Origin of the sequence: uncultured Photobacterium sp. (genome assembly GCF_947502415.1) — a bacterium.
Classification (GTDB): Bacteria; Pseudomonadota; Gammaproteobacteria; order Enterobacterales; family Vibrionaceae; genus Photobacterium.
Window position 1 is genome coordinate 20,765 of the sequence record NZ_CANMZV010000011.1, and the last position, 22,951, is coordinate 43,715.

A 22,951-nucleotide genomic window follows, 5' to 3' on the forward strand; every position below is an offset into this window, starting at 1 on the left:
TATACGAGTATGCAAGTCGAAACGTTAAAAGATGTCCTGCACTGGACGCAAGAATTTCATCGCTGTTTGGCCGATTGTATGCAGAGCTGTGTGGATCAAAGCGATAGTGAACGAGTTAAATTGTTGCTGAAATATCTGGCTGAACATGAAGAGAAATTGGAGGCAGTGATTGGTAAATTTGAAAAATCAGCCAGTGAAAATATCCTCAATACGTGGTGCTACGAATATTTTGATCAGCATCCTATTATTCGTCATAAGTTAGCTGACTGTCCGTTTTCAGAGCTTGAAACGGATGAGATTATTTCTGAAGTTACTCATCTTCACTCTCAGGTAATTGAGCTTTATCGGTATTTGAGCGATAGGGCTGAGACTGAATCAAGTAAAGAGCTATTAGTCGAACTTGCGGATTTGGAAAAACATGAGGCAATGCGGATGGTTCATAGTGCTAACCGTTTGCAGGATATGTAATAGCACTCCAGTCATTTTTTTACTTCGGTGGTGGAGAGCACTCTATAGATAAGCAAATATGGATAAGTAAAAATGGTAGGGGTTATTTGTTCTTACCACCGCAGAACTGGAGTGGCTATTGGAGTGGGTTATGTTTTTTTGGGGAAGAGGCTGGTGCTGTGAGTACATTAATACCCAACAAGGAAGCAACTAAGATGCATTCCAGCCCAAACGGGAAGTAGCCGGCATAACCCAGCAAAGGCATTTCAAACAGATGGAAACGGTCCACGAACGGAATATTGTATTTCCAGGGAGACGTCCCGCCATAGTTCCATAATTCCCAAAAGAAGCCACACTGCAGGCTGGCCAGGGCTGGTAGACAGAAGGGGCGCCAGTCTCCTTTTTGTAGTGAAGAAAAGACAGTCCGTTTTCCTGCCAGTACTTGTAGCGATAGCAATACAATCAGTGGTGATACCCAGACCAAGGGGTAGAAAGAGTCCGGCCATGCTCCCAAGGCAAATAAAGAGAGGGTTGAAATTGTTAACCCAATAGCGGCAAGTACACGGGGGTATGGTATCTTGAATGCCCAATAGTGGGTATAGGCACGGCGCATACGGTGGAACGTTGCCATCCAGTAGGCGGTACTTAATACTGCTGGTAGCACGGTTGAAAAAGACAGGCTGGCGGTCAGAATGCGGGTTAACGGAGAAACTGGCGGCCCCAGATAATACCAGTTATGTACGAAGTGGTTGAGGTATTCGAAGAACCACCAAAACAGTGTGCTAGCGGGAAAGAGCAATAAAAACTTACCTGGTTGTTCTCGCATTAGGCAGCTTCCGTTACGTCTTATCCCTAAGGCATTTATCAGTAATATATAACCGAGCCAGAGTGGCGTGAAAGTATAGCGTTGCCAGTCGCTTTGTGTATCGATCTTCACCCAGGCCAGTGACCAGCTCAAAGCGAGCAGCGCGATACCCAGCCATCCCCACCAGGGAAATGAGAATAGCTGAGGAGCTGGCTTGTCCTGCATGCGTACCAAACGATAAAGAAAAGGCAGTATACAGGCCAAGATCAATAAGGTGAGTAAGATGAATACTGGCCATGAAAAAGGCGGATGCTCCACATAGAGCGTCGAGGGCTGCAGGCTTAGATATTGTGATAGTGGCTTACCGGAGAGAAAGGCCCCAGCCAAAGGCGGCAATATCAAAAGTGCGGCAGTTAGCATGGCCCACGCGGTCCCTTTCCACCACTTAGGCTTGCCTGTAATCTTATGCCTTAAAAAATTCAATTTTTTGAGTGTTCAAATTAAGCGTGACCAAAGTGGCCGTAATACCCATAGCGAAAAAAACAAGGCTGAAGGTGCATATTTTTTTTTGCCCCATAAAAAACACGATTGTTCTTTTAAAAAGTCGGCACCTAAAAATGAATCTGCGAGTTGCTCTGATTCTCGAGCATTAGTTGCTTTTAGCTCTTCTAATTGACTACCGGCTAGAAATTTACGTTGCTCCTTGTTGGTAATCCAATCTTGAGCAATACGCGTCGCTTCTACCATTAATTGGTTATGAGGCACCACTTTTTGAATTAATCCTGCGTCTAACGCTTCTTTAGCATTTGGTTTCCAGCCTTCACTTCCTAACATACGCTGAGCATTCGTTTCACCCATTAAACGGGGGAAATGAAGGCTGGAACATCCTTCAGGGGTGATGCCTAAGGCTGAAAACGGTGTTGAAAAGGTAGCATTTTCTGATGCAATAATACTATTAGCTAATGTGGCGGATGTTACGCTGGCTCCTAATGCCGGGCCATTTACCGCTATCAATAAGGGAGTATTGCAGTTTAGGAATATATCGAATAGCGCCTGATTATTTTTTACAATTAACCTGTGTAGTTTTTGAGGTGGCATCAATTTGAGTGAGCCACCTAAATTGACCCCAGCGGAATAATATTTCCCTGATCCGGTAAATATTATGGCCTTGACCTCATCGTTGGTATTGGCTTTTGAAAACACTTCACGTAATGCCTCCATCATTTCCAAAGTCCAACCGTTTAATTTTTCAGGGCGATTCATGGTAATGGTGAGCAAACCATCTTTGAGGTCGGTTAATAGATGGCTAGCAGCAAGACTCGTTAAGTTTAGGTCATTCAAGGTTTTTACCTTTTAAAACAATATCATTCAAATAAGACTAGTACACCCGTCAGTCTTAAACCAAGTTATGTGCCGTGAATTACTTCATACCGAAAACAGCCACTTGCACCTTAGTATTGGAATTATCGTTTTATATCAACAAGTGCATACACACATGGCAATGACATTCGAGTTAATTGCTGACAAAATAAGGGATTAATTGGAATTTCTGCAGAAGCTGTTCATGTCATACACGTTACCGATTGATTCGTTAAAAGAAACTTTTCTTTCCCATCTAGAGAACCAACATTTGGTTGTTGAAGCCGAAACTGGTTCAGGTAAATCGACTCGTTTACCGCTTTGGGCGGCTGAAAAAGGGAGAGTTCTGGTTATCGAACCAAGGCGTGTGGCATGTACCTCTCTGGCAGAATTTGTTGCTGAGCAATCCGGCGAAAAGTTGGGGCAGGGTGTAGGTTATGCAATCCGGTTTGATAACCGTTTTGATGAGCAGAGCCGTATTGTGTTTGTCACACCGGGCGTAGCTTTGCGTTGGTTGAGCGAAGATCAGCTCTCTGCATTCGATACAATTATTATTGATGAGTTTCATGAGCGCCGTTGGGATACTGATCTACTGTTGGCGTTGCTGATGAAGCTCAACCGTCACCGTTTGGTCGCTACCTCAGCTACGATGGACGGTGAGCGACTGGCTGATTATCTTGGTGCCTACCGTTTACAAGCCGAAGGACGCAATTTTCATGTTGATGTTTCTCATGTAGCAAGCGACAGCCGTAATATGCCCGATATCCGTGGCGTTGAAACCAAAGTACGTCAGGTTATTGCCGAGCACTACCAACTGCACCAGGATATTTTGGTTTTCTTACCGGGACGCAAAGAAATCGCTCAGTGTCAGTCTCAATTAAAGCAGTTATTCGATGAGCAAATTGCCCTAGGGCTGGTGGATGTGATCCCTTTGCACGCTTCTGTCTTCGATGATGAAAGGCATCGTGCCCTGACAGAAAGTGACAAGCAGCGGATTATCCTGGCTACCAATGTGGCGGAAACATCGCTGACGATACCGGGTGTGACCCTGATTGTTGACACCGGACTGGAGCGCCGAACCCACCAACGTAATGGCCGAACCGTGCTTGGCTTACATGCTATTTCCCGTGCCAGTGCTGAACAGCGTAAGGGACGTGCCGGTCGTGTTTGCGAAGGAAGTTGTATCCGATTATATGGTAAAGCTGCACCGTTGGAGCTGCTGACACCTCCTGAGCTGCACCGCGAGGAGTTGGTTGAGCCTATGCTGGCGGCGGCAAGTTGTGGCTATCGGTTTGAAGATTTAGCCTTTATTGATACTCTGCCGCTTCAGACGGTTGAACAGGCTAAAGATAAATTGAAGCTGATGGCTGCTATTGATGATAACGGACATGTTACTGAACATGGTAAGCGGTTATATCCACTGCCGATCGATACCCTGTTTGCCCATTTGATTACTGTTATGCCGGACAAGGCGAGCCAGGAAGCTATGGTGGATCTGTCGGCGGCCCTGAGTGTGCCGCAAAGATTGTGGCAGTTGCCATCCAGTGAAGAGAAGCGCGAGCAACTTGCTAAATGGCAGTCGACAGCCTGTGATGCGATGACGTTGATTAAGTTACTTCGTGAGCCAACACCTGATTTCCTGAATGTTGATACTTGTGTGCTGAAAGAAGCTCGTCAGTTATCAGAGCAGATCCGCGAGGCACTGGCGTTGCCTCAGCTTGAAGTTGCTACGTCGGTTAAACGGGAACCTTGGATGCTTGCTGTTATGAAGGCTACGCCTGAACTGGTTTTTGTTAGGCGGGAAAAGCGTCGGCAGGCATTGGGTAATGGTTATTGTGAAGTAAGCATTGGGCGTGATAGCCGTTTTTCTGACACCGCTGAAGCGGCGATTGTGTTTGACCAGTTTTCGCTTCCGGGTAAAGGCGTGAAGCAGAATCTGACTTTGGCAACTTGCATGTCACCTATCTCTTTTGATCTGATGATCTCGCAAGACATGGGGGAAGAACAAATGGGTGACAGCCAGGTGAATGATGAGGGCTGTCAGGTTGAGGTTAAGCGAGTTTACGCTGGCCGGGTTATCCAAACACGCTGGCAGCAGCCTCAGGGCGAATCGGCAAGGCGGGCATTGATCTCTATGATTATGGAAGGGGCGTTGCTCGAAGGATTAGCCGATAAAATTTGTGCCGATATCCATCAATGGAATCTGTATTTGTCGCTAGGTCGATATCAGGCGGATGCTTGTACCAGAGTTGCTGAACCGGTAGATGCGGCAAAATGGTTCGCCGAGCAGTTAGATGCGCTGGGTGTTGAATCTGCAGATGATCTGGAACTGTTTACTACTGATGATTTTGAATTTGATGGAATTCCTAAATGGGAACGGGAAGAGTTTGATCAAGCGTTTCCGTATCAGGTTGTATTAACCGATCTGACCATGTGTATCGAATACCATATTGCCCGAAAATTGGTGATAGCGGTACATACCAGCGGTAAGCGTAAGCAAGACCCAAAACGTTGGGAGCTACCGCGCTGGCAAGGCTGGAAGGTACAGTACCGAAAGGCCAGTCGAACCATCGATATAAAATAATCGGAAAACTTATCTCAGGACGGCACAAAACAATATAGAAAAGCACAATATAAAAAAGCTGCCATCATATAAAGGCAGCTTTTTAAATGGTAGGAGGATTGGTCAGTTTTGGATGGTGATGGTTTCTTGTGGTAATGAAATGACCTCGCGGAATGGGAGTCGGCTTCCATCAAGGTACCAGGCCTCTATTAAGATATTTTCGAGGGTCGAGGTTGCAGTAAATTTCCCTTTGAATCTGCCATTTTTTATCTGTCCTGCAATGATACGGCTACTGGTATCTGCAATGGGTTCACCGTCTTGTCCTGTTGTATGGTTTCCATATACGCTCAGGTACATGGCTTCATTAGTCGTTAACGTAATATCCAACATAACGGGATATGAAGAGCGCATGTTGAAACCATCTGGAATGATTATTTGATCAAAAGGTGTTGCTGTATTGCCGTTGCCACTATCGGTTGAGTTGCCTGAATCATTTCCTCCGCCTCCATCGCAACCAGATATTGTTAGGGCGATGAGTAATGCTTTTAATATATGCTTCATCATTAATCTCCCGGCTGAATTCATTCGAATAATTTGTTAACGACAGCATTGGCTCGTTGGTGCCAGTTTTGTTTTTGCGTACCGCCGGAGCTGGCAAATTCAGCCAAGTCTGGGTAAGCCTGTAAAATGTCAGTTCGCTCTGATGGGTGTGCCCAGTTTGAGTCAATCAGTAGCCCCCACGGTGTACCGTTTACGCCGTGAAAACTATCGCAGTTTGGTCCGGGGCAGTTTTCACTGTTATATATTGAAGTGTCTTGTTGTGTTGAAAAGAAGCGATCGGATGCGAGAGATGTCAGGCAGTGGCCTTTCAGGTGGATCTCTAATTCACGTCCGGGGTATTCCACATCGAATGAATTACCATGGAAGCGGCCTTCAGGGGCAAAAATGAAGGGATTTAATGGCATGTCCGGCCCGTTAGTAATAGCAGATTTAAACGGAATGCTGACAACAAAGCTGAATTGATCTGCGGCATCTTTATTACACCCTCGCCATACTCGGTAAAATTTACCGGCATCACCGGAACATTCTGGAGGGGAGAACTCGTCTTTAAGGTTACTGGATATAAGAGCAACCGCGTTTGTTTGCTCCTCTTCAATAACTACTTGGCTGTGAAGGGTTTTATTATTGACAACGATTTTTGCGCTATCGGCATCTACTTGTGACCGCGCAATGTTGTCGAGCTGTACCGCAAAACCATTGGAGTATGTTGCACCGTAGGCTTGGAGTTTTCCATAAATGTCGTAGCGAACGATGTTTCCATCTTGGTTTGAAACCGTATCTATCCGGTAGTACATGACAATATCATTGAAGTCATAATCTCCTTTTTCAGGCCAATTATCTTCATAAGCAAGCGTTACCCAGGTTCCTTCACCAGGGTAATAGTTATGAGTTAATGTTTGTTCTTCAATTGTAATAGGGTAGTCTTCGACTTCACCATAAGTCACACCGCCAAAATAAGTCAGGCCGGGTGCGTTTCCTATTCTAAAACGAGCCCATGTAGTTCCAGCTTTAGCATCTTCCGGTACCCGGACCTTTAAAGTATGAGTTCCGGGTATCAGGTACTCATCAGTAATGGATTGTTCGTTATCACCACTGAAAGTACCGTCACCATCCCAGTCAAACCAGCCGTTGACATAACCAATAGCTTCACCTCCGACAGTGACGTTGATTAATACGTCAGAACCTTGTTTAAAGTTAGTGGCAAAAGAAACGCCGTCTTCATCGTTTGGCGAGCCGTTATTATCATCTGAACTAGGTGAAACAGCAGCAATACCTTCACTGTCGATTTGGGAACCTAAAAAGAAGTTTGGTCCAATAAAGTGGCGTGGGCCGTTTTCAACAAGTGATGTTTTGTAACTATCAGGTGCGTCGCCAAAATCAGTATTGCTAGCTGTGACGGGAGCGCTGGCACATCGCGCACCATCATTTTTATTTGATGAGGGACCATCGGCAAAGAATTCCGCCTGAGGCTTTAAGTTTCCTAAGTCACGTAAATCTAATCGGTATATCTTTCCATCATGATTGTTGCTGATATACATAAAACCGGATTTATCGAAATACTGAGCGCCAAACGTTGTTTTACCGGTTAGCTCTGTAGCACCTATTTTTGTTTTGCTGGCGTTGCCTGAACTATCAAAGGTAAATAAGTAAAGGTCTCTGTTCGTATTTTCTACAGCGAATAACTCACCGGTTTCTGGGTAAAATGCAAAGTCAGTAAGACTTATGTCTGCATCTGATGCTGACATAACTGTAGTCGCTGTGAGGTTTTCATCGCCTAGGCTTAAATCTATTTTGAACATGCCTTGGTTTTGTAAATAGAGGAAATAATTGTTGTCGAAAACATCTCCGACAAAAAAGCTTTTTCCTTCCGGTAGCCCTGATTGAAGATTTAAATCTTCAATGCGATATTCCTGATTTATGCGGGTGATGGTTTTTGCAGCCTTGTTCCAGCCATATATGTAGCGGTCGGTTTTATTAAAGCCGACGGCATTAATCACACCACTGGCTCCTGTATTTGTGCTTACAGTTTGATAATTCCCCGTTGACAGGTCGACAGCATAAACGGTTGCTGGTTCTCCTTGAAAAAGAAATGCTTCTGTAGGGCATTCCCCAAATGGCTTAGCTGCCATTGCTGCGGGTGGAGAAAGGAAAAGAATTGGGGTTATTATTGAGCGCATAAATTTTTTCATTTGCTTTTACTCTTCCTTGTGAATTTAACTTGTTGTTTTAACTACAAGAAAGAGGCCAGAAATAACACGCTATAAGTTTTTGTTAAATTTCTTTTTTTTCAATGTCTTATGGTTTGGTTTTGTTTGAAGTCCTTGTTTTGACAACAGATTTAAATGGAAATTCGCAAATTGGGAATGAATAAGGGAAATGATGCAATGCACTAATAACCATTATGAACACGACATTATGGCCTTTGGAGCCCCCAGAGTTATAGGGGGCTGTTAGTTACTACTTATATTTTGGCTGTTTTTTCTCGGGAATCGACATTATGGTCGGCATTGGCAACTTCACATAATAAAGAGGCCATTGCGAGATTCACTGTCGGCGTATCAACCGCACCTTCGTCAGTGCCTTCGTTCATTAGATGGCGGCTGGGCTTTGGGCGTACTGGTCTACAACTACATTATTGGACAGCTTGGAGTGACAGAACTTGCAATTATCAGCCTGTTGTCACCGATTGAAGGTGTGTTAATTTCTAGTTTCATCGGCTTTGCCGTGGCAGCTTCAACTATTCTTGGTCATGAGCTGGGTGCTGAGAATTACCAGCGAGCCTGGCAGCAGTCTTGGTTGTTTATTGGTCTGAGTGCTTCGCTGGTATTGATGTTGGGGCTAGCCGTATTGTTGTTCCATGATGGCGTCGGCAGTTTGCTGGCTAAAGTGGATACGCCTAATTTAGAAATGGCTGTTAATGTCACTTTAGTTCTGGCGTTGGGTTTGTTCCTCAAAGTGTACAATATGGTTGGTATCAGTGGCGTGCTGCGTAGTGGTGGTGATATTCGTTACAGTATTTTTATTGTTCTGTTTGGCCAATGGGGAATTGGCATACCGATAGCGGTTATCACTGGTATTGTACTGGGGTCGCCACTGCATTGGGTGATGTTGGCAATTTTGAGCGAAGAGTTAGTTAAAGTCTTGCTGATAACTCATCGCATCAAAGGCCGTCGATGGCTGACAAATTTGATCAGTGACGAACCCGAAGAAAGTAGACAGGATGATTGTGTTGTTTCTGCCTCTCTCCCCGCAATAAATGTGATAGAATCCCGCCAGTTTTATTTAATACCAAGCTGAAATATCAGGAATTCCTTTGACTCAGTCGAATACCTCTCAGTCAGACGTTTTGAATAATGAAAAAACGTTAAAAGCCGCGATTAAAGATTGCATGATCCGCGATCGTTTTCGTTTGCACAAGCGAGTGCAGGGTGCGGCAAGAATTAATAATGAAACGGCTAAACATGCTGTTTTCGATGAAATTGCATTAGATATTGCCAAATCAATGCAAACTGTTGAGTTGCGCTCAACGCAACGTCCGAAAATTACCTATCCGGAACAACTCCCGGTAAGCCAGAAAAAAGATGAAATTGCCGAAGCGATCAAAAACAACCAGGTTGTGATCGTGGCAGGTGAAACCGGTTCGGGTAAGACGACCCAGTTGCCGAAAATCTGTATGGAGCTAGGCTTAGGCACTTCCGGCATGATTGGTCACACCCAGCCACGCCGTCTGGCTGCACGCTCGGTTGCCAGTCGTATTGCCGAAGAGCTTCAGTGTGAATTGGGTTCTTATGTTGGTTATAAGGTTCGATTCAACGACAAAGTATCGGATCGGAGTCAGGTAAAACTGATGACCGACGGTATTTTGTTAGCTGAAATTCAGAGCGATCGTTATCTTAGCCAGTACGACACGATTATTATCGATGAAGCTCACGAACGTAGCCTGAATATCGATTTTATTCTGGGCTATCTGCGAGAGCTATTGCCGAAACGCCCTGATTTGAAAGTGATCATTACGTCGGCAACTATCGACCCTGAGCGTTTTTCTAAGCACTTCAGAAATGCGCCGATCATTGAAGTGTCGGGACGTACCTATCCGGTAGAAGTTCGTTACCGTCCAATATCTGAAGATGCTGATGACAGCGACCGCGATCAGCTACAGGCAATTTTCGATGCGGTAGATGAGCTGTGCGATGAAGGTTTGGGGGATATCCTGATCTTCATGAATGGTGAACGCGAGATCCGTGATACTGCGGATGCGCTGGAAAAACGTAACCTGCGTGATACGGAAGTATTGCCACTGTATGCCCGCTTATCGGCAGGTGAGCAGAATCGGGTTTTCCAGTCTCACGCCGGGCGTCGTATTATCCTTTCAACCAACGTTGCAGAAACCTCTCTGACTGTACCGGGTATCAAATATGTTATTGACCCGGGTACAGCTCGTATCAGTCGTTATAGCTACCGTACTAAGGTACAGCGACTGCCTATTGAGCGTATTTCACAGGCAAGTGCTAACCAGCGTAAAGGTCGATGTGGTCGTGTTCAGGAAGGTATCTGTATTCGTCTTTACTCAGAAGACGATTTCCTGTCTCGTCCAGAGTTTACCGATCCTGAGATCCTGCGTACCAACCTGGCATCCGTTATCCTGCAGATGACAGCGATTGGTCTTGGTGATATCCAGGCCTTCCCGTTTGTTGAAGCGCCGGATAACCGCAATATTCAGGATGGTATTCGCCTGCTTGAAGAGCTGGGTGCGATTAATCCGAAAGCCAAAGACCCGCGAAAGCGTTTATCTGCGATTGGCCGCCAGCTGGCTCGTTTACCAATTGACCCGCGTTTGGCTCGTATGGTACTGGAAGCACCTAAGCAAGGTTCGCTGCGTGAGGTTATGATCATTGCTTGTGCTCTGTCTATCCAGGATCCGCGTGAGCGTCCGATGGAGAAACAGCAGGCATCTGATGAAAAACATCGCCGTTTCTATGATAAAGAATCTGACTTCGTTACTTTTGTAAATCTTTGGGATTATATCCAGGAACAGCAGAAAGCGCTGTCGGGCAACCAGTTCCGTAAACAGTGTAAGAAAGAATATCTGAACTACCTGCGTATCCGCGAATGGCAGGATATCTACTATCAGGTTAGCCAGGTTGTCAAAGAGCTGGAATTACGCGTAAACGAGCAAGAGGCAAGTTACCAGGGTATTCATACTGCGCTGCTATCGGGTATGTTGTCTCACATCGGCCTGAAAGATCAGGAGAAGAATGAATATCAGGGCGCGCGTAACGCCAGATTCAATATTTTCCCGGGCTCTGGTATTTTTAAAAAACAACCGAAGTGGGTAATGGTCGCTGAGCTGGTGGAAACATCAAGGCTATGGGGACGTATTGCCGCCAAGATCCAGCCTGAATGGGTTGAGCCGTTGGCCGAACACCTGCTGAAGCGCAGTTACAGCGAACCGCATTGGGAGAAGAAACAAGCAGCTGTTGCCGCTTTTGAAAAAGTGACATTGTACGGGATCCCTGTGATTGCCAAGCGTAAGGTCAACTACGGCAAAATTGATGCGGTTCTTTCTCGTGAAATCTTCATTCGTTCTGCATTGGTTGAAGGTGACTGGGAGACAAAGCATAAGTTTTACCATCAGAACCGTAAATTATTGCGTGAAGTTGAAGAGCTGGAGCACAAGTCCCGTCGCCGCGATATTTTGATTGATGATGACGCATTGTTCGAGTTTTACGATCAGCGCATTGAACATACCGTTGTATCAGGTCGCCATTTTGATAGCTGGTGGAAAAAGGCCTCGCGCGAAAATACCGATCTGCTGAACTTTGAACGTGAGATGCTGTTCAAAGGTGATGCCAGCCATGTTACCGAGCTGGATTATCCGAACTTCTGGCACCAGGGAAATCTGAAGTTTAAATTAAGCTATCAGTTTGAACCGGGAGAAGACAGTGACGGTGTAACGGTACATGTGCCATTGCCGATTCTGAACCAGGTTGAGCCAGATGGTTTTGACTGGCAGATCCCGGGCTTGCGTCACGAATTGGTGGTTGCGCTTATTAAGTCGTTGCCAAAACCTGTGCGTCGTAATTTTGTACCGGCACCTAATTATGCTGATGCCTTTATGGCACGAGCAGAGGCGATGGCAATGCCGCTGTTAGACTCTTTGGAAAAAGAGCTGAAGCGTATTTCCGGCGTTACTGTTCTTCGTGAGGACTGGAATCTAGAACAGGTGTCAGATCACCTGAAAATTACTTTCCGTGTTGTTGACCATCGCAATCGGAAGCTAAGGGAGAGCAAGGATCTTTACAGCCTGAAAGAGGGCTTGAAAGAGAAAGTTCAGGAAACCCTGTCAAAGGTTGCAGATGATGATATTGAGCAGGAAGGGCTGAAAACCTGGAGTTTCGGTAAGCTACCTGAACGTTATCAGCAAAAGCGTGGCGGGTTTGAAGTTAAAGCGTATCCGGCGATTGTTGATAACAAGGACTCGGTAGGCATCAAGCTGTTTGAGACCGAAGAAGAGCAGCGTACTGCGATGCAGCAAGGTCAGCGTCGTCTGGTATTGCTGAACGTGCCTTCACCTATTAAATATTTGCATGCGAATTTGCCGAATAAGTCGAAGCTGGGTTTGTACTTCAATCCTTATGGTCGTGTGATGGATCTGATTGATGACTGTATTGCCTGTGGTATCGATAAGCTTATCGAAGAGAAGGGCGGTTTAGTTTGGGAGTCTGATGCTTTTGAAGCGCTCAAGGAGCACATCCGTGCGGAGCTCGGAGATGCGGTGGTTGATATCGCCAAGCAAGTCGAAGAGATCCTGACAACGGCATTTAATATCAATAAACGCCTGAAAGGTCGTGTTGACCTGACGATGGCGTTTGCTCTGTCAGATATCAAAGCGCAAATTGAAGGGCTTATTTTCAAGGGCTTTGCGACTGAGTGTGGTTGGCGTAAGCTGCCGGATATTCTGCGTTATATGAGGGCCATTGAGCGCCGGATGGAGAAGTTACCGATTGATCCGAATAAAGACCGCATGCATATCATTAAGATTGAGTCTGTGGTATCGGATTACAAGGAGCTATTGAATAAGATCCCGAAAGGTCAGCCGGTTCCGCAGAAGGTTAAAGATATCCGCTGGATGATTGAAGAGCTGCGTGTCAGTTTCTTTGCTCAACAATTGGGTACACCTTATCCAGTATCAGATAAGCGTGTGCGCAACGCGATTAATGAGTGCTAATTAATCACGGTTTGTTGCTCATATTAAGCCGAAGCTGATGCTTCGGCTTTTTTGTACTTAAAGAAGCGCCTTAAGATGCTTATTTAGGAAGGGATGCGGATGATAGATATAAAAAAGCGGAGTATAAGACTCCGCTTTATGGGGGATATCAATTAACGTTCCCAGTATGCTTCTTCCAGGCAATCATCTCGTTCTGGCAGACCACGCGAAAGGCGAGGTGCATGCTGGGTTAGTACTTCATAGCTTACGCGGTTTGAGTACTGGCAGATCTGTGAGAATGATGAATATGTCAGGAACTTGCCAATGTGCTTGCCTGAATTTGGTACGTTTGCCTTGTGGTAGCGGTTGGCAGACATATCGTGTAATAGGGCCGATAGTGCAGCATCACCAGCACCGTTGGTGTTTTTGATTTCTACCGGACCACCTAGGTAAGGTGCGATGTGTGAGTATACGCGGATAGGATCTTCACAGTCGGCTTTAGCCATTGGGCGACTGAATTCATATTTGTTGAATTCAGCAATACGACCAGGCAGTAGCGGTAATGTTGACTCGCGCTTTAACGTCTCATCGGTGTAGCCTGCCATATAAAGGCCAACCGGACCGGCAGTACATAGCACCAGGTCAACCCATTCAAGGGCTTTGTCAGCAGCAAGTAGCGGATCTTTTTCGCCAGTCAGTGCTTCAGCTTCTTCTTCGTTCATAGCAACGCAAGTTACATGTTCTTTCAGAAACTTAATCCACCATTCCTGCTTGTCTTCGATGACGTACTTGGTTCCCAAGGTCAGAACAACAGGAACATTATTCTTCTTAGCATGCTCAATGGCTTTTAGTGCCGATTCTTTCATCGGCGCGCCAGGCTTACCGCGTACAAGGTAAGAAGAAAGCACAAGCGCTGATGCATTTTTAAATGCGCACTCTGGAATATGTTCTGGCGTTAGCTGGTTCATTTCACCTTCATTGATCGCGAAGGTTCGTTCGCCATCTTTGGTGATAAGCGTATAGCAGCGGCCGATAGGTCCATCAACAGGCTGTAGGTGATCCAGATCCATACGGCTGGATGTATTACATAAGTAGCGGTAAGCGTATGATCCGATTTTCAGATCTTTACTCATTACACCTAGCAGGATTGATTTATCATCAGCCAGCACAGAGTAGTTATGTAGTGTATTACCAATGGTATCACCAGGATATTCGTGGCTGATCAGGTTGCGTTCTTGTAGTTCCTGATAAAGCAGTTCCGCTTTGTCTTCGTCAAGTACTAGAGAATGGCCTTTGCTTAAGGCGTGGCGTTGCAGGAAATCATCGTCAATACGAGCTTCGATATCAACAATAGTCTGACCAACACCCACTAGGTGGGTTCGAGATAGCGGATTTTCTTGCTGGATTTGAGCAACTAATGGATCGCGGGCATTGACTGGAAAGTAATGCTTTGATTTACGCTGACCAGGGAATTTCATGTGTGAAAGCTATCGGTTTTTAGGGGATTTTGTTTGATTCTATCACAAAAATGGGATTTATATTCCAATTCATTGCATGAAGGTGAGGAATTTGGTTCTTTTGCTTTATTTTTAAACAGTAGATGGCTTGTCAGATTATTAGGTTAGACGTAAGTTTTTGTTAATTTGCGGGATTTTTGTTCAAATAGAATACAGCCACTTATGAGGGCAGCTGTATATTGATTATAGATAAAGGCATTTATTGATGCATTTAAAGGCTTTTTTACCCAAGTAATTTGGGCTCATGCGCTCTGGAACCGCCGACTGGCCTATTTACGCTAATTGACCGGCCTTTTTTCATGCCTTTCTCATAGTCATCAGTCATCGCCTTCATTGCTTCTTGAAGTTGCTTTTTGAAGGTTTCGCGATCGATGTTTTCGAACTCTTTGTCGATATAGTTTGTCATGCGTTTGTCATGATCATCATCGGTATTGAGTTCCGGAAGTTTTTCTAATGCACCTTCAATCCATCCAGCAAGAAATGAACTGACACGACGGCTGACTTCAGCTGAACTGGTACCCGTTCCGGCAAAGCTGTTGCGGAACTGGCCTGTTTGCTGGTTCATCTCGCGGTAGACGACATCAAAGGCGAAAGCTGCAAAAATGGCGCGTTCGGCGACGCCGATAAATTCGGCCTGCTTTAACCCTTTGTAGTTGGTTAAAACACATTCAACGCCAAAACGACGGTTGATACCGCGAATAATTTTAAGGATTTGTTGGCTAATGTCGGTTGGCAGTAAAGTAGAAGACTTGGTTTTGCCCATCTGAATGAATTCAATATCGTCTTTTTCCAGACCATATTTGAGCATTAGCCTGTGCGCCATCTTAATAGCTTGTGCGGCTTCGTTGATGTTCGCAGAGTTACCCAGCTCTAGGCATTTCGCAATCTTTTTTAGCGCCTTTCGCTTCTGTTCAGACATTCAATCATACTCATTCACAAAATGGTCGCGTATTTTAGCTTTTTATGCCACTTAGTACAATTATCCAAGTGAAATCGAGTGAGGGTCAAAGGGGGAGTGGGTGCAGATGAACTTGAGAAACTGGATCTTGAAACGCATAATTGATAAGTGATTATTCGACATAATAAAGCTGACATGACAAGTGCTTACCAATTTATCGATGTTCCTTATGAGTTTCGCCATACCTGCTGGTTTTGTGGTGAGCCTTATTTTGAATCTTATTCCTTCACTCCATCGCCAAACTATGAGCAGCAAGAATTACCGATCATGGTACCTTGCTGTCAGGAGTGTTACTCATTATGCCACTCAATTAAAGCCAGTGGCTTAGATCTTCTTCGCGATAAAGTGAAAGAGAAGCTTCATCGAAAATATGAAAAACACCTTCAGATCGGGGTGAACTGGACTAAAGAGGAGCTTGAAGAGTCCGAGTTCGAGGGTAAGGCCCTTGAAGGTTTCAGAGAAAGCGGCTGGAAAATGTTTGAAATAGCAAAAGATCGAGTGAATTACACAGGTTGGCCACTGACAATTGATGGCTTACCAGTTGTAGGGATGAGTACTGGCTTTTACATTGAGCACAACGGGATCACCTACACCAGTTTGGTTCAAGCCGTTGTACAGCTTTCAAAGGCATATAATATTCCACAACCTTATCTTGAACAGGTAGTAGAGTTGGTCGGTCGTGACCGCCTGACTTACGCAATACGTTTTGCTAAAACCACCTATGGTTATTCGGCCGAGGAACGTGAAGTCAGCATTGGTAGTTTGAAAGCAATGTTGGCTGAAGAAGCACTTTCGTTTCAGGAATCCAAGATCCAGAAAGGAATTGATGTTGCAATTTCTGATATTAAGGAATTAATGCTTTATCGCACAATGATTTCACCTTATGCGATTCAGTGGATTCTAAAGCAGGGTATTACGACCTTAAATCAGTTGGCGGAGTATGAAGAGGCTTTTGTTGAGCACTTCACGCAAGATTCTGAGCTGACAGCTTTTACTTATTTTAGTGGCTTGCAAGTTTATTTGGAAAAGCGAGAAATGGACTTGGACTGGGCCGAGAATGAAGACCCAAACCGGGATTTATTTGCACGGTTGGCGGCCTCATAACACACTTGATAGATTCACAATTAAGAAAAGGGCTGCAAGGCTTCGGTTCGGAATGAAGTCAGCAGCCCGTATTCGAGCTTGTGCTAAATAAGGCTCAATTTTTATTGATTATGGCGTGCCCAGACCATAGTTTTGCCATTTTTATCAAAGGCTAACACCTCATAAGGATGCTTTTCACCGTTATAATCCATTCCTGGCGAGCCCATTGGCATACCGGGTACAGCAAGCCCGATCATTCGTTTCGGATTTGATTCGATAAAGCGTTTGATATCTTCAGCAGGAACATGTCCTTCAAAACTATAGCCCTCAATTTTTGCTGTATGGCAAGAGGCATATTCAGGGCGAATACCAAGGTCGATTTTGACTGGAGTGATATTTTTTTCATAAACCACTTCAATTTCAAAACCGTTTACTTCCATGTGTTTTACCCATTCCTTACAGCAGCCGCAGTAAGGGGATTGGTAGTTGATGCCTTTGGTCGTAGCCGCCATAGAAATTGAGCTGATTGCCATTAAAGATAGTGCAACTAGAGATTTAAATTTCATTATTTGATCCTTTGTCTGGAAACTGAATATAAGTAAGTTTTTTCAGTTGTGATTTTGCTCGCTGTTTGAAAGACAGCGGTAACAATCACTTAGGCAGACAATGGCGGGCGAAGGAGCAGGTCATGATGGTACAGCCGTTCGCCTTTTGGTTCAGTAAACAGTGGGCTTGATGAAGATACCGTGAGTAATTCGTTATCGGTAAGTATTGCCAACGGAATGCTATTAGCTTGGCAACCATTATCACCGCAACAATTACTCGCATGATCCTGACCGGTCATATCTACAGGGTTACAAACCATCGACTGGTGTTGGGGTGAAGAAATTGAACTCTCACAGCACTTAACAATGGCTGATGAGTGACAGTTTACTTTGAGTGGGTTTTGATTGGGTGTACTAGTTGCACTTACAGGTGACAGTGTCACTGTAAACAGCATTGCGAGTATGACAAGTTTTGCAATGATGCGCTGAAAGTGCATGTGATTCCTGTCTGGATAATTAAAGGAAACGTCGATACTGCAGATTATATACAGCTATCATTTTGAGTAACAACGTCTGCAGGAAAGATTATCATATAATGCGCAAAAATTAGATTGTTTTGTAACATTCTGATGATGTTGAATTTAGATCCACTTCTGTGACTCGCTTTTTCATTTCCGGTAAATGCGGCATTTTACCTGATGTATCCCTTACATAGTTCTGACATTTTAGCGTGAATTTTGGGTTTTAATCTGCTTGAACTAAGAAGATGGCGCTAGGATTTTTGATATGCAATATACAGAACAAGACCGTCAGGTCTTACATGATACATGGATGAGCTACAAGGCAAAAATGCGTGTTACACAAATTGAGATGGCGAAGAAGCTAGGGCTCAGTCAGTTGGTTTTTTCTGATATTTTGAGGGGGCAGGTTCCTCTTGAGCATAGTTTTGTTAATCAGCTTTGTGACTACATAGGTGTCGACCCTATAATTACATTGCCATCATTGAGAGAGCAAGTAGCTGGAGTGTTGCCTAATACAGTAACACTGACGAATACCTATATCGTTGATGGTAACATTCGAAACGTCCGGTATTGTGGTAATCAAATTGTTGTCGAGTATGAGCATAGTGTTCAGACTCATTAAATTTGACTATAACCGAAGGCTAAAGTTAGCGAAAAATCACCTCGGAACAACGATAATTTTAGTACTAAAAGAGTAAAGCCTTGCTTGATTAAGCAAGGCTTTTGTTTATATATATGGTGGTTTTTTGTTAGTTTATGTTTTATATAGCAAAATAGTTAAATAAAAAAATGTCTATCTTTTAGTGTAAAACTAATTAACCTTACGTCTTATTAATAAGACCGTAATTTACCCTTCTTAATCAATAGATTAGCACTTTAGCTGCAATTGGTGTTATTTGGCTGTCTTGATGTTCTAACGTTATGTTCTACCTTTAGAAATGTCTTAGTAATAAGATATTTAATTGAAGGGAATATGATGTCTAGAACTAAATATAATGATTTGATATTCATCTGCGACTCTAGTTTACAATCCTCCTTTTTTAGGGATTATCTAGAGAAATCACTGTGTCTTTCTATTCAGAACACGACAATTGATTGTTTACACCAGTTAAATATTTCATCTAAGGAGTCTGTGCTATTCATTATTGATTATTCTCAAATTGATGAGAAATCATTAGCTCTATATGTGAACTTTATTGTCGAAAATAACTTTGATGCATATGAAGTGATGATTAACTCACCTAAGTCAATTAGTGCGGGTATGGTTTCAAGATGGCCTAATATTATTGGACTATTCTTTGCTGGTGATGGGCTTGATGTTGTTGCAAAAGGAATGAAAAAGGTGATTGAAGGTGAGCTGTGGTTAAGTCGCCAATTGACGCAAAAAATAATTGAATTATATCGAAATAAAAAATCCATTTCTATTCAACCTAATGCTAGGTTAACTGCAAGAGAAAAGGAAATATTGCAGTTACTGGTAATGGGTGCATCTAATAATGAAATTGCAGAAAGCTTGTTTGTTAGTGAAAACACAGTGAAAACACATTTATATAATGTTTTCAAAAAAATAAATGTTAAGAATAGAATGCAGGCTTTCATGTGGGCAAAAAACAACTATTGTAATGACTTACCATTATGAGAATGAATGTTGTAGCAATAGCTTTGACGCTATTTTCAGTTTCATTTATTTTATTTGCTGCTGAGAATAAGCCACTTGAAAATGGCCCCCTCCTTGAAAACCATAAAGGGCTTGATGATCTGAGAGAGATAACGGGCGTTGTTATAGATCGAACGATGACTCGATTTGGCGAGGATTTTTATTCGTTATTCTCGCAAAAGTTGAGCGATAAATATGAAGACTTAGAAGAAAACTTGACAGTTAAAGAGCGAGCGACAGCACTTTCTGGAAGCATTATAACTGTATTTCACCGTCAAACGATTATTTATCGGACAGCGCTTTCGCCAGGGAGACAACAAATAGAGACAAAAGTTGACGATGCAGTAAAAGCTGTTGGTTCCTATATGGTGAAATGGCGCATTGAACGTTATTTAAAAGATACCTTTGATGTTGATTATGACGAAATATAAGAGGAATTATCATGAAAAGGGGTAGGTTAGTATTAGCATGTTTTGTCCTGCTGTCCGGAAAGGTTTCGTCTACGGAATTGGTTTATACACCAATCAATCCCAGTTTTGGCGGTAACCCTTTAAATAGCAGCCATTTATTGGGGGTTGCAAATGCAATAAATGATCATAAGCCGCCTCAAGATTTGTTATTAGAAGAGCAATCAGATCTTGAGCGATTAGCTGCAAGTTTAGAATCGCGTTTGATAAGTCAGCTACTTTCAGATGTAGGAAACGGCAATACTGGGCAGTTAGCAACTGACGATTTTTTACTTAATGTTCTTGATGATAACGGAAATTTAATTATTCAGATCACGGATAAAGAGACGGGTGAATCGTCCACAATTCAAGTCAGTGGTCTCGTACCGGATCTATAGGGAGAATTTTGATGAAAGCTGTAGTTTTGGGGAGTTTGCTACTGTGTTTGTCAGGCTGTTCTACATCTTTAGATACACCAAGTGTCAGTAAAGAACCTACATTGATGGCAAGGGGGACGGCCTATCAGGACCTTGTATCTTTACCTTTACCTAAAGGAAAAGTATATGTTTCTGTCTATGATTTCAGGGATCAGACTGGACAATATAAGCCGCAACCTAATAGCAACTTCTCAACGGCAGTACCCCAGGGAGGAGCCGCTTTACTTACAACTGCGTTGCTTGATTCTCAATGGTTTATGCCGTTAGAGCGTGAAGGTTTACAGAATTTATTAACGGAAAGAAAAATAATCCGGGCAGCGCAAAAGAAAGAAGAGATACCTACAAATCATGGCGTGCATTTACCGTCATTGGCTTCTGCAAACATTATGGTTGAGGGGGGGATTGTTGCATATGACACGAATATTCAAACCGGAGGAGCGGGAGCCAGGTATTTAGGGGTTGGTGCATCAGGCCAATATAGAACGGATCAAGTAACTGTCAATATACGTGCTGTTGATGTTAGGAGTGGCAGAATATTACTTAGTGTAACGACGAGTAAGACAATTCTATCTAAAGAGTTACAAACGGGTGTATTTAAGTTTGTTGATTACAAAGACCTTTTAGAAGCGGAACTGGGTTACACGACAAATGAGCCTGTTAATCTAGCAGTTATGTCAGCTATAGATGCTGCAGTTGTTCATGTGATAGTTGATGGGATAAAAACAGGGTTGTGGGAACCTAGACGGCGAGAAGATTTACAGCACCCGATTATTCAGGAATATATGAACAGATCGAAACCAATCATTTAACAGCTATTCAATATGAACTATTTAGCCCTCATTATTGAGGGCTTTTTTGTCAAAAAAATGCTGTGTGGTTATTCTTATTTAATATTTTAGAACTTACATATGGTGTCATAATAAACGAGTCAAACATTATATAAGTGTCCGGTTTTATTGATTTTATTTATTTTAATCAAACAAAGGTGTTAGTTTTTTTATCTTTTAGTAATACTTTTTGATAACGTTTTTTTTCATAATGGTTGGTAATTGGTGCTAATTATTCAAGGGAAATATCATCTATAGGTTGATGGATTAACTTAAGAGATAATCAATAATAAATACACAAGTTGAATGTTTTTGACCTGTAAAAATGAAAAAATTAGCTTTTGTAACAATAATGATGGCCTGCGCAAATTTTAATTCTCAGGCTAGTGATCTTGCACTAAATGAGCTGAGTCATCTATCTGAGTTGCAATATGGCTTTGATAATTATGCTTCTGTTGAATTAGATTACGCATTAAACAGTAATGTAAATATTATTCAGGAGAATAATTCTTACGGACAAGGTAATTCAGCTCTAGTTAAGCAAAGTGGCGAAAATAACAGCGCCTCTATTGAGCAATATGGTGGTGGAAATATAGCTTACATTCACCAATATGGAAGTGGAAATGCTGCATATGTTTCAGAGTATGGCTATAGCAATTATGGAGTAATTAAACAATATGGGAATAATAATGAAGCCACCATTATACAAGAAGGAGGTAACCATCAAGGAGAGATAACACAATATAATGATGATAACAAAGCTCTAGTTGTACAAAAAAGTAATGTTGAATACTTTAAAACAGATATAACCCAATCTGGTGGTCAAACTCATGTGATCATTAATGGGATGAATAAAAATATAACCATTCGATGATTTTACTTTAAGGAAAAATGATGAAAAATCTTGCTCTATTAATTTCAGCAGCATTAGTATCTACTTCAGCAATAGCGTCTTATGACAATGAGTCTACTGTTAAGATTAAATATAATTCAGATTACAATGATGTAGATGTTTATCAGAATGGCGATTATAACGACTCTACAGTTGAAATTGAATACGATTCTGATTATAACTATGTCTCTGTTTATCAAGGTGGGTATTATAATAATTCAACTGTAAAGATCAAATATGACTCAGATTATAATGATGTTTATGTTGATCAATATGGGGATTATAATTATTCAAATGTAGATATTGGGAATTATTCAGATGGCAACTACGTATATGTTGGCCAATATGGCTATAGTAATTACTCAGATGTAATTATTAAGGATGATTCTGACTATAATAATGTCTATGTATATCAAGATGGATATTATAATGATTCAGATGTCTATATTGGTGGGAATTCAGACAATAACTATGTAGGTGTCTATCAATATGGTTCAGGAAATTACTCTGGTGTTTATATTGATAATTATTCAGATGGTAATGGCGTCTATGTTGGACAATATGGATACGATAATACTTCATATGTAACGATCGATTATGATTCTGATTATAACTATGTAGATGTTTATCAAGATGGTGACTATCATTTCTCAGATGTTGAAATCAAGAACTACTCGGATGGCAACTACGTATATGTTGACCAGTATAACTACGCACAATACTCGCTTGTTCACATCACCGATGGATCAGATGGCAACTATGTTAACGTAACTCAGTACTAATTAATGAAAGCAGTATTTATTTTAGCTTCGTTATTTGCTGCATTCTTTGTGAATGCAGCAAGTTTTCAACCTCTAGATATTGGATGTGATGTCGAGTCGGATAGCATTAAGCTAGTTGTTAGAAATAATACGAGTCATTATGTGAAATTGAAAGTTGTATCGAGTGCGAACAATGTAATGACTTCGGGTTCCAGTGGAAATTCCATTAGCTCATTATCACTCAGTAAGTCACAGTTTCCGGTTGAAGTTGAAAGCAGTGTGTTAAGAACGTTTGTCATTAATGATGATTGTTACATAGATGAAAAAAACGCTTCATAAGAAGCGTTTTTTAATCGTATGAAGTG

General features: G+C 42.6%; 21 protein-coding genes. 13 read left to right on the forward strand and 8 right to left on the reverse strand.

What is annotated here, in order from left to right; genetic code table 11:
- Positions 1-9 precede the first annotated feature (9 nt).
- Complete coding sequence (locus tag Q0852_RS12890; RefSeq protein ID WP_299018533.1) at positions 10-468, forward strand: ATPase; 459 nt, start codon at positions 10-12, stop codon at positions 466-468.
- 115 nt (positions 469-583) lie between these two features.
- Here the strand turns inward: Q0852_RS12890 and Q0852_RS12895 are convergent, their stop codons facing one another.
- Complete coding sequence (locus Q0852_RS12895; protein WP_299018535.1) at positions 584-1,672, reverse strand: hypothetical protein; 1,089 nt, start codon at positions 1,670-1,672, stop codon at positions 584-586.
- A 75-nt stretch (positions 1,673-1,747) separates the two neighbouring features.
- Positions 1,748-2,593 (reverse strand): enoyl-CoA hydratase/isomerase family protein, encoded by an 846-nt coding sequence (locus Q0852_RS12900; RefSeq protein ID WP_299018537.1) that lies wholly within the window; start codon positions 2,591-2,593, stop codon positions 1,748-1,750.
- 223 nt (positions 2,594-2,816) lie between these two features.
- Between Q0852_RS12900 and Q0852_RS12905 the strand changes: the two genes are divergently transcribed.
- On the forward strand, positions 2,817-5,195 hold the full coding sequence (locus Q0852_RS12905) for a DEAD/DEAH box helicase (RefSeq protein WP_299018539.1): 2,379 nt from the start codon (positions 2,817-2,819) through the stop codon (positions 5,193-5,195).
- Between the two features lie 102 nt (positions 5,196-5,297).
- Here Q0852_RS12905 and Q0852_RS12910 read toward each other — a convergent pair whose 3' ends face one another.
- Both Q0852_RS12910 and Q0852_RS12915 read right to left on the reverse strand, forming a co-directional pair.
- Entirely contained in the window at positions 5,298-5,738 is a 441-nt protein-coding gene (locus Q0852_RS12910) for a hypothetical protein (RefSeq protein ID WP_299018541.1), read from the reverse strand.
- A gap of 17 nt (positions 5,739-5,755) precedes the next feature.
- Positions 5,756-7,924: an LruC domain-containing protein gene (locus Q0852_RS12915; RefSeq protein ID WP_299018543.1), complete on the reverse strand. Its 2,169-nt coding sequence runs from the start codon at positions 7,922-7,924 to the stop codon at positions 5,756-5,758.
- Between the two features lie 346 nt (positions 7,925-8,270).
- On the opposite strand from Q0852_RS12915, the gene Q0852_RS12920 reads away from it, so the two are divergent.
- Both Q0852_RS12920 and hrpA read left to right on the forward strand, forming a co-directional pair.
- Positions 8,271-9,032, forward strand: a complete 762-nt coding sequence (locus Q0852_RS12920; protein ID WP_299018545.1) for an MATE family efflux transporter — start codon at positions 8,271-8,273, stop codon at positions 9,030-9,032.
- A 16-nt stretch (positions 9,033-9,048) separates the two neighbouring features.
- Complete coding sequence (gene hrpA / locus Q0852_RS12925) at positions 9,049-12,963, forward strand: ATP-dependent RNA helicase HrpA (RefSeq protein WP_299018547.1); 3,915 nt, start codon at positions 9,049-9,051, stop codon at positions 12,961-12,963.
- Between the two features lie 152 nt (positions 12,964-13,115).
- Here hrpA and Q0852_RS12930 read toward each other — a convergent pair whose 3' ends face one another.
- Both Q0852_RS12930 and Q0852_RS12935 read right to left on the reverse strand, forming a co-directional pair.
- Positions 13,116-14,420, reverse strand: coding sequence for an inosine/guanosine kinase (locus tag Q0852_RS12930; protein WP_299018549.1), 1,305 nt, complete (start codon positions 14,418-14,420; stop codon positions 13,116-13,118).
- Between the two features lie 262 nt (positions 14,421-14,682).
- Positions 14,683-15,378: a DUF2786 domain-containing protein gene (locus Q0852_RS12935; RefSeq protein ID WP_299018551.1), complete on the reverse strand. Its 696-nt coding sequence runs from the start codon at positions 15,376-15,378 to the stop codon at positions 14,683-14,685.
- 174 nt (positions 15,379-15,552) lie between these two features.
- Here Q0852_RS12935 and Q0852_RS12940 point away from each other — a divergent pair, with 174 nt between their 5' ends.
- The gene (locus Q0852_RS12940; protein WP_299018552.1) at positions 15,553-16,521 is read left to right on the forward strand and encodes a hypothetical protein; all 969 of its coding nucleotides are present in this window, start codon (positions 15,553-15,555) and stop codon (positions 16,519-16,521) included.
- Positions 16,522-16,622: 101 nt separating this feature from the next.
- Here the strand turns inward: Q0852_RS12940 and Q0852_RS12945 are convergent, their stop codons facing one another.
- Together Q0852_RS12945 and Q0852_RS12950 are read right to left on the reverse strand one after the other, a co-directional pair.
- Positions 16,623-17,066, reverse strand: a complete 444-nt coding sequence (locus Q0852_RS12945; RefSeq protein ID WP_299018554.1) for a DUF411 domain-containing protein — start codon at positions 17,064-17,066, stop codon at positions 16,623-16,625.
- Positions 17,067-17,155: 89 nt separating this feature from the next.
- On the reverse strand, positions 17,156-17,542 hold the full coding sequence (locus Q0852_RS12950; protein ID WP_299018556.1) for a hypothetical protein: 387 nt from the start codon (positions 17,540-17,542) through the stop codon (positions 17,156-17,158).
- A gap of 289 nt (positions 17,543-17,831) precedes the next feature.
- On the opposite strand from Q0852_RS12950, the gene Q0852_RS12955 reads away from it, so the two are divergent.
- From Q0852_RS12955 to Q0852_RS12990, 8 genes are all read left to right on the forward strand, one after another.
- Positions 17,832-18,188, forward strand: a complete 357-nt coding sequence (locus Q0852_RS12955) for a helix-turn-helix transcriptional regulator (RefSeq protein WP_299018557.1) — start codon at positions 17,832-17,834, stop codon at positions 18,186-18,188.
- Positions 18,189-18,542: 354 nt separating this feature from the next.
- Entirely contained in the window at positions 18,543-19,205 is a 663-nt protein-coding gene (locus tag Q0852_RS12960; protein WP_367278140.1) for a LuxR C-terminal-related transcriptional regulator, read from the forward strand.
- Positions 19,202-19,654, forward strand: a complete 453-nt coding sequence (locus Q0852_RS12965) for a CsgE family curli-type amyloid fiber assembly protein (RefSeq protein ID WP_367278141.1) — start codon at positions 19,202-19,204, stop codon at positions 19,652-19,654. Before Q0852_RS12960 ends, Q0852_RS12965 begins: the two co-directional genes overlap by 4 nt.
- An 11-nt stretch (positions 19,655-19,665) precedes the next feature.
- Positions 19,666-20,067: a curli assembly protein CsgF gene (locus Q0852_RS12970; protein ID WP_299018561.1), complete on the forward strand. Its 402-nt coding sequence runs from the start codon at positions 19,666-19,668 to the stop codon at positions 20,065-20,067.
- A gap of 11 nt (positions 20,068-20,078) precedes the next feature.
- The gene (locus Q0852_RS12975; RefSeq protein ID WP_299018563.1) at positions 20,079-20,915 is read left to right on the forward strand and encodes a CsgG/HfaB family protein; all 837 of its coding nucleotides are present in this window, start codon (positions 20,079-20,081) and stop codon (positions 20,913-20,915) included.
- A gap of 343 nt (positions 20,916-21,258) precedes the next feature.
- A complete protein-coding gene (locus Q0852_RS12980; RefSeq protein WP_299018565.1) occupies positions 21,259-21,807 on the forward strand; it encodes a hypothetical protein in 549 nt (182 codons plus the stop codon).
- A 17-nt stretch (positions 21,808-21,824) separates the two neighbouring features.
- Positions 21,825-22,607, forward strand: coding sequence for a hypothetical protein (locus Q0852_RS12985; protein WP_299018567.1), 783 nt, complete (start codon positions 21,825-21,827; stop codon positions 22,605-22,607).
- Between the two features lie 3 nt (positions 22,608-22,610).
- Complete coding sequence (locus Q0852_RS12990) at positions 22,611-22,925, forward strand: hypothetical protein (RefSeq protein WP_299018569.1); 315 nt, start codon at positions 22,611-22,613, stop codon at positions 22,923-22,925.
- Positions 22,926-22,951 lie beyond the last annotated feature (26 nt).

Excerpts from the sequence above, each read along its gene's own strand:
- Q0852_RS12890 (WP_299018533.1), top strand. The coding sequence starts at position 10 with ATGCAAGTCGAAACGTTAAAAGATGTCCTGCACTGGACGCAAGAATTT.
- Q0852_RS12895 (WP_299018535.1), bottom strand. The coding sequence starts at position 1,672 with ATGCTAACTGCCGCACTTTTGATATTGCCGCCTTTGGCTGGGGCCTTT.
- Q0852_RS12905 (WP_299018539.1), top strand. The coding sequence starts at position 2,817 with ATGTCATACACGTTACCGATTGATTCGTTAAAAGAAACTTTTCTTTCC.
- Q0852_RS12910 (WP_299018541.1), bottom strand. The coding sequence starts at position 5,738 with ATGATGAAGCATATATTAAAAGCATTACTCATCGCCCTAACAATATCT.
- Q0852_RS12915 (WP_299018543.1), bottom strand. The coding sequence starts at position 7,924 with ATGAAAAAATTTATGCGCTCAATAATAACCCCAATTCTTTTCCTTTCT.
- Q0852_RS12930 (WP_299018549.1), bottom strand. The coding sequence starts at position 14,420 with ATGAAATTCCCTGGTCAGCGTAAATCAAAGCATTACTTTCCAGTCAAT.
- Q0852_RS12935 (WP_299018551.1), bottom strand. The coding sequence starts at position 15,378 with ATGTCTGAACAGAAGCGAAAGGCGCTAAAAAAGATTGCGAAATGCCTA.
- Q0852_RS12940 (WP_299018552.1), top strand. The coding sequence starts at position 15,553 with ATGACAAGTGCTTACCAATTTATCGATGTTCCTTATGAGTTTCGCCAT.
- Q0852_RS12945 (WP_299018554.1), bottom strand. The coding sequence starts at position 17,066 with ATGAAATTTAAATCTCTAGTTGCACTATCTTTAATGGCAATCAGCTCA.
- Q0852_RS12950 (WP_299018556.1), bottom strand. The coding sequence starts at position 17,542 with ATGCACTTTCAGCGCATCATTGCAAAACTTGTCATACTCGCAATGCTG.
- Q0852_RS12955 (WP_299018557.1), top strand. The coding sequence starts at position 17,832 with ATGCAATATACAGAACAAGACCGTCAGGTCTTACATGATACATGGATG.
- Q0852_RS12960 (WP_367278140.1), top strand. The coding sequence starts at position 18,543 with ATGTCTAGAACTAAATATAATGATTTGATATTCATCTGCGACTCTAGT.
- Q0852_RS12965 (WP_367278141.1), top strand. The coding sequence starts at position 19,202 with ATGAGAATGAATGTTGTAGCAATAGCTTTGACGCTATTTTCAGTTTCA.
- Q0852_RS12970 (WP_299018561.1), top strand. The coding sequence starts at position 19,666 with ATGAAAAGGGGTAGGTTAGTATTAGCATGTTTTGTCCTGCTGTCCGGA.
- Q0852_RS12975 (WP_299018563.1), top strand. The coding sequence starts at position 20,079 with ATGAAAGCTGTAGTTTTGGGGAGTTTGCTACTGTGTTTGTCAGGCTGT.
- Q0852_RS12980 (WP_299018565.1), top strand. The coding sequence starts at position 21,259 with ATGAAAAAATTAGCTTTTGTAACAATAATGATGGCCTGCGCAAATTTT.
- Q0852_RS12985 (WP_299018567.1), top strand. The coding sequence starts at position 21,825 with ATGATGAAAAATCTTGCTCTATTAATTTCAGCAGCATTAGTATCTACT.
- Q0852_RS12990 (WP_299018569.1), top strand. The coding sequence starts at position 22,611 with ATGAAAGCAGTATTTATTTTAGCTTCGTTATTTGCTGCATTCTTTGTG.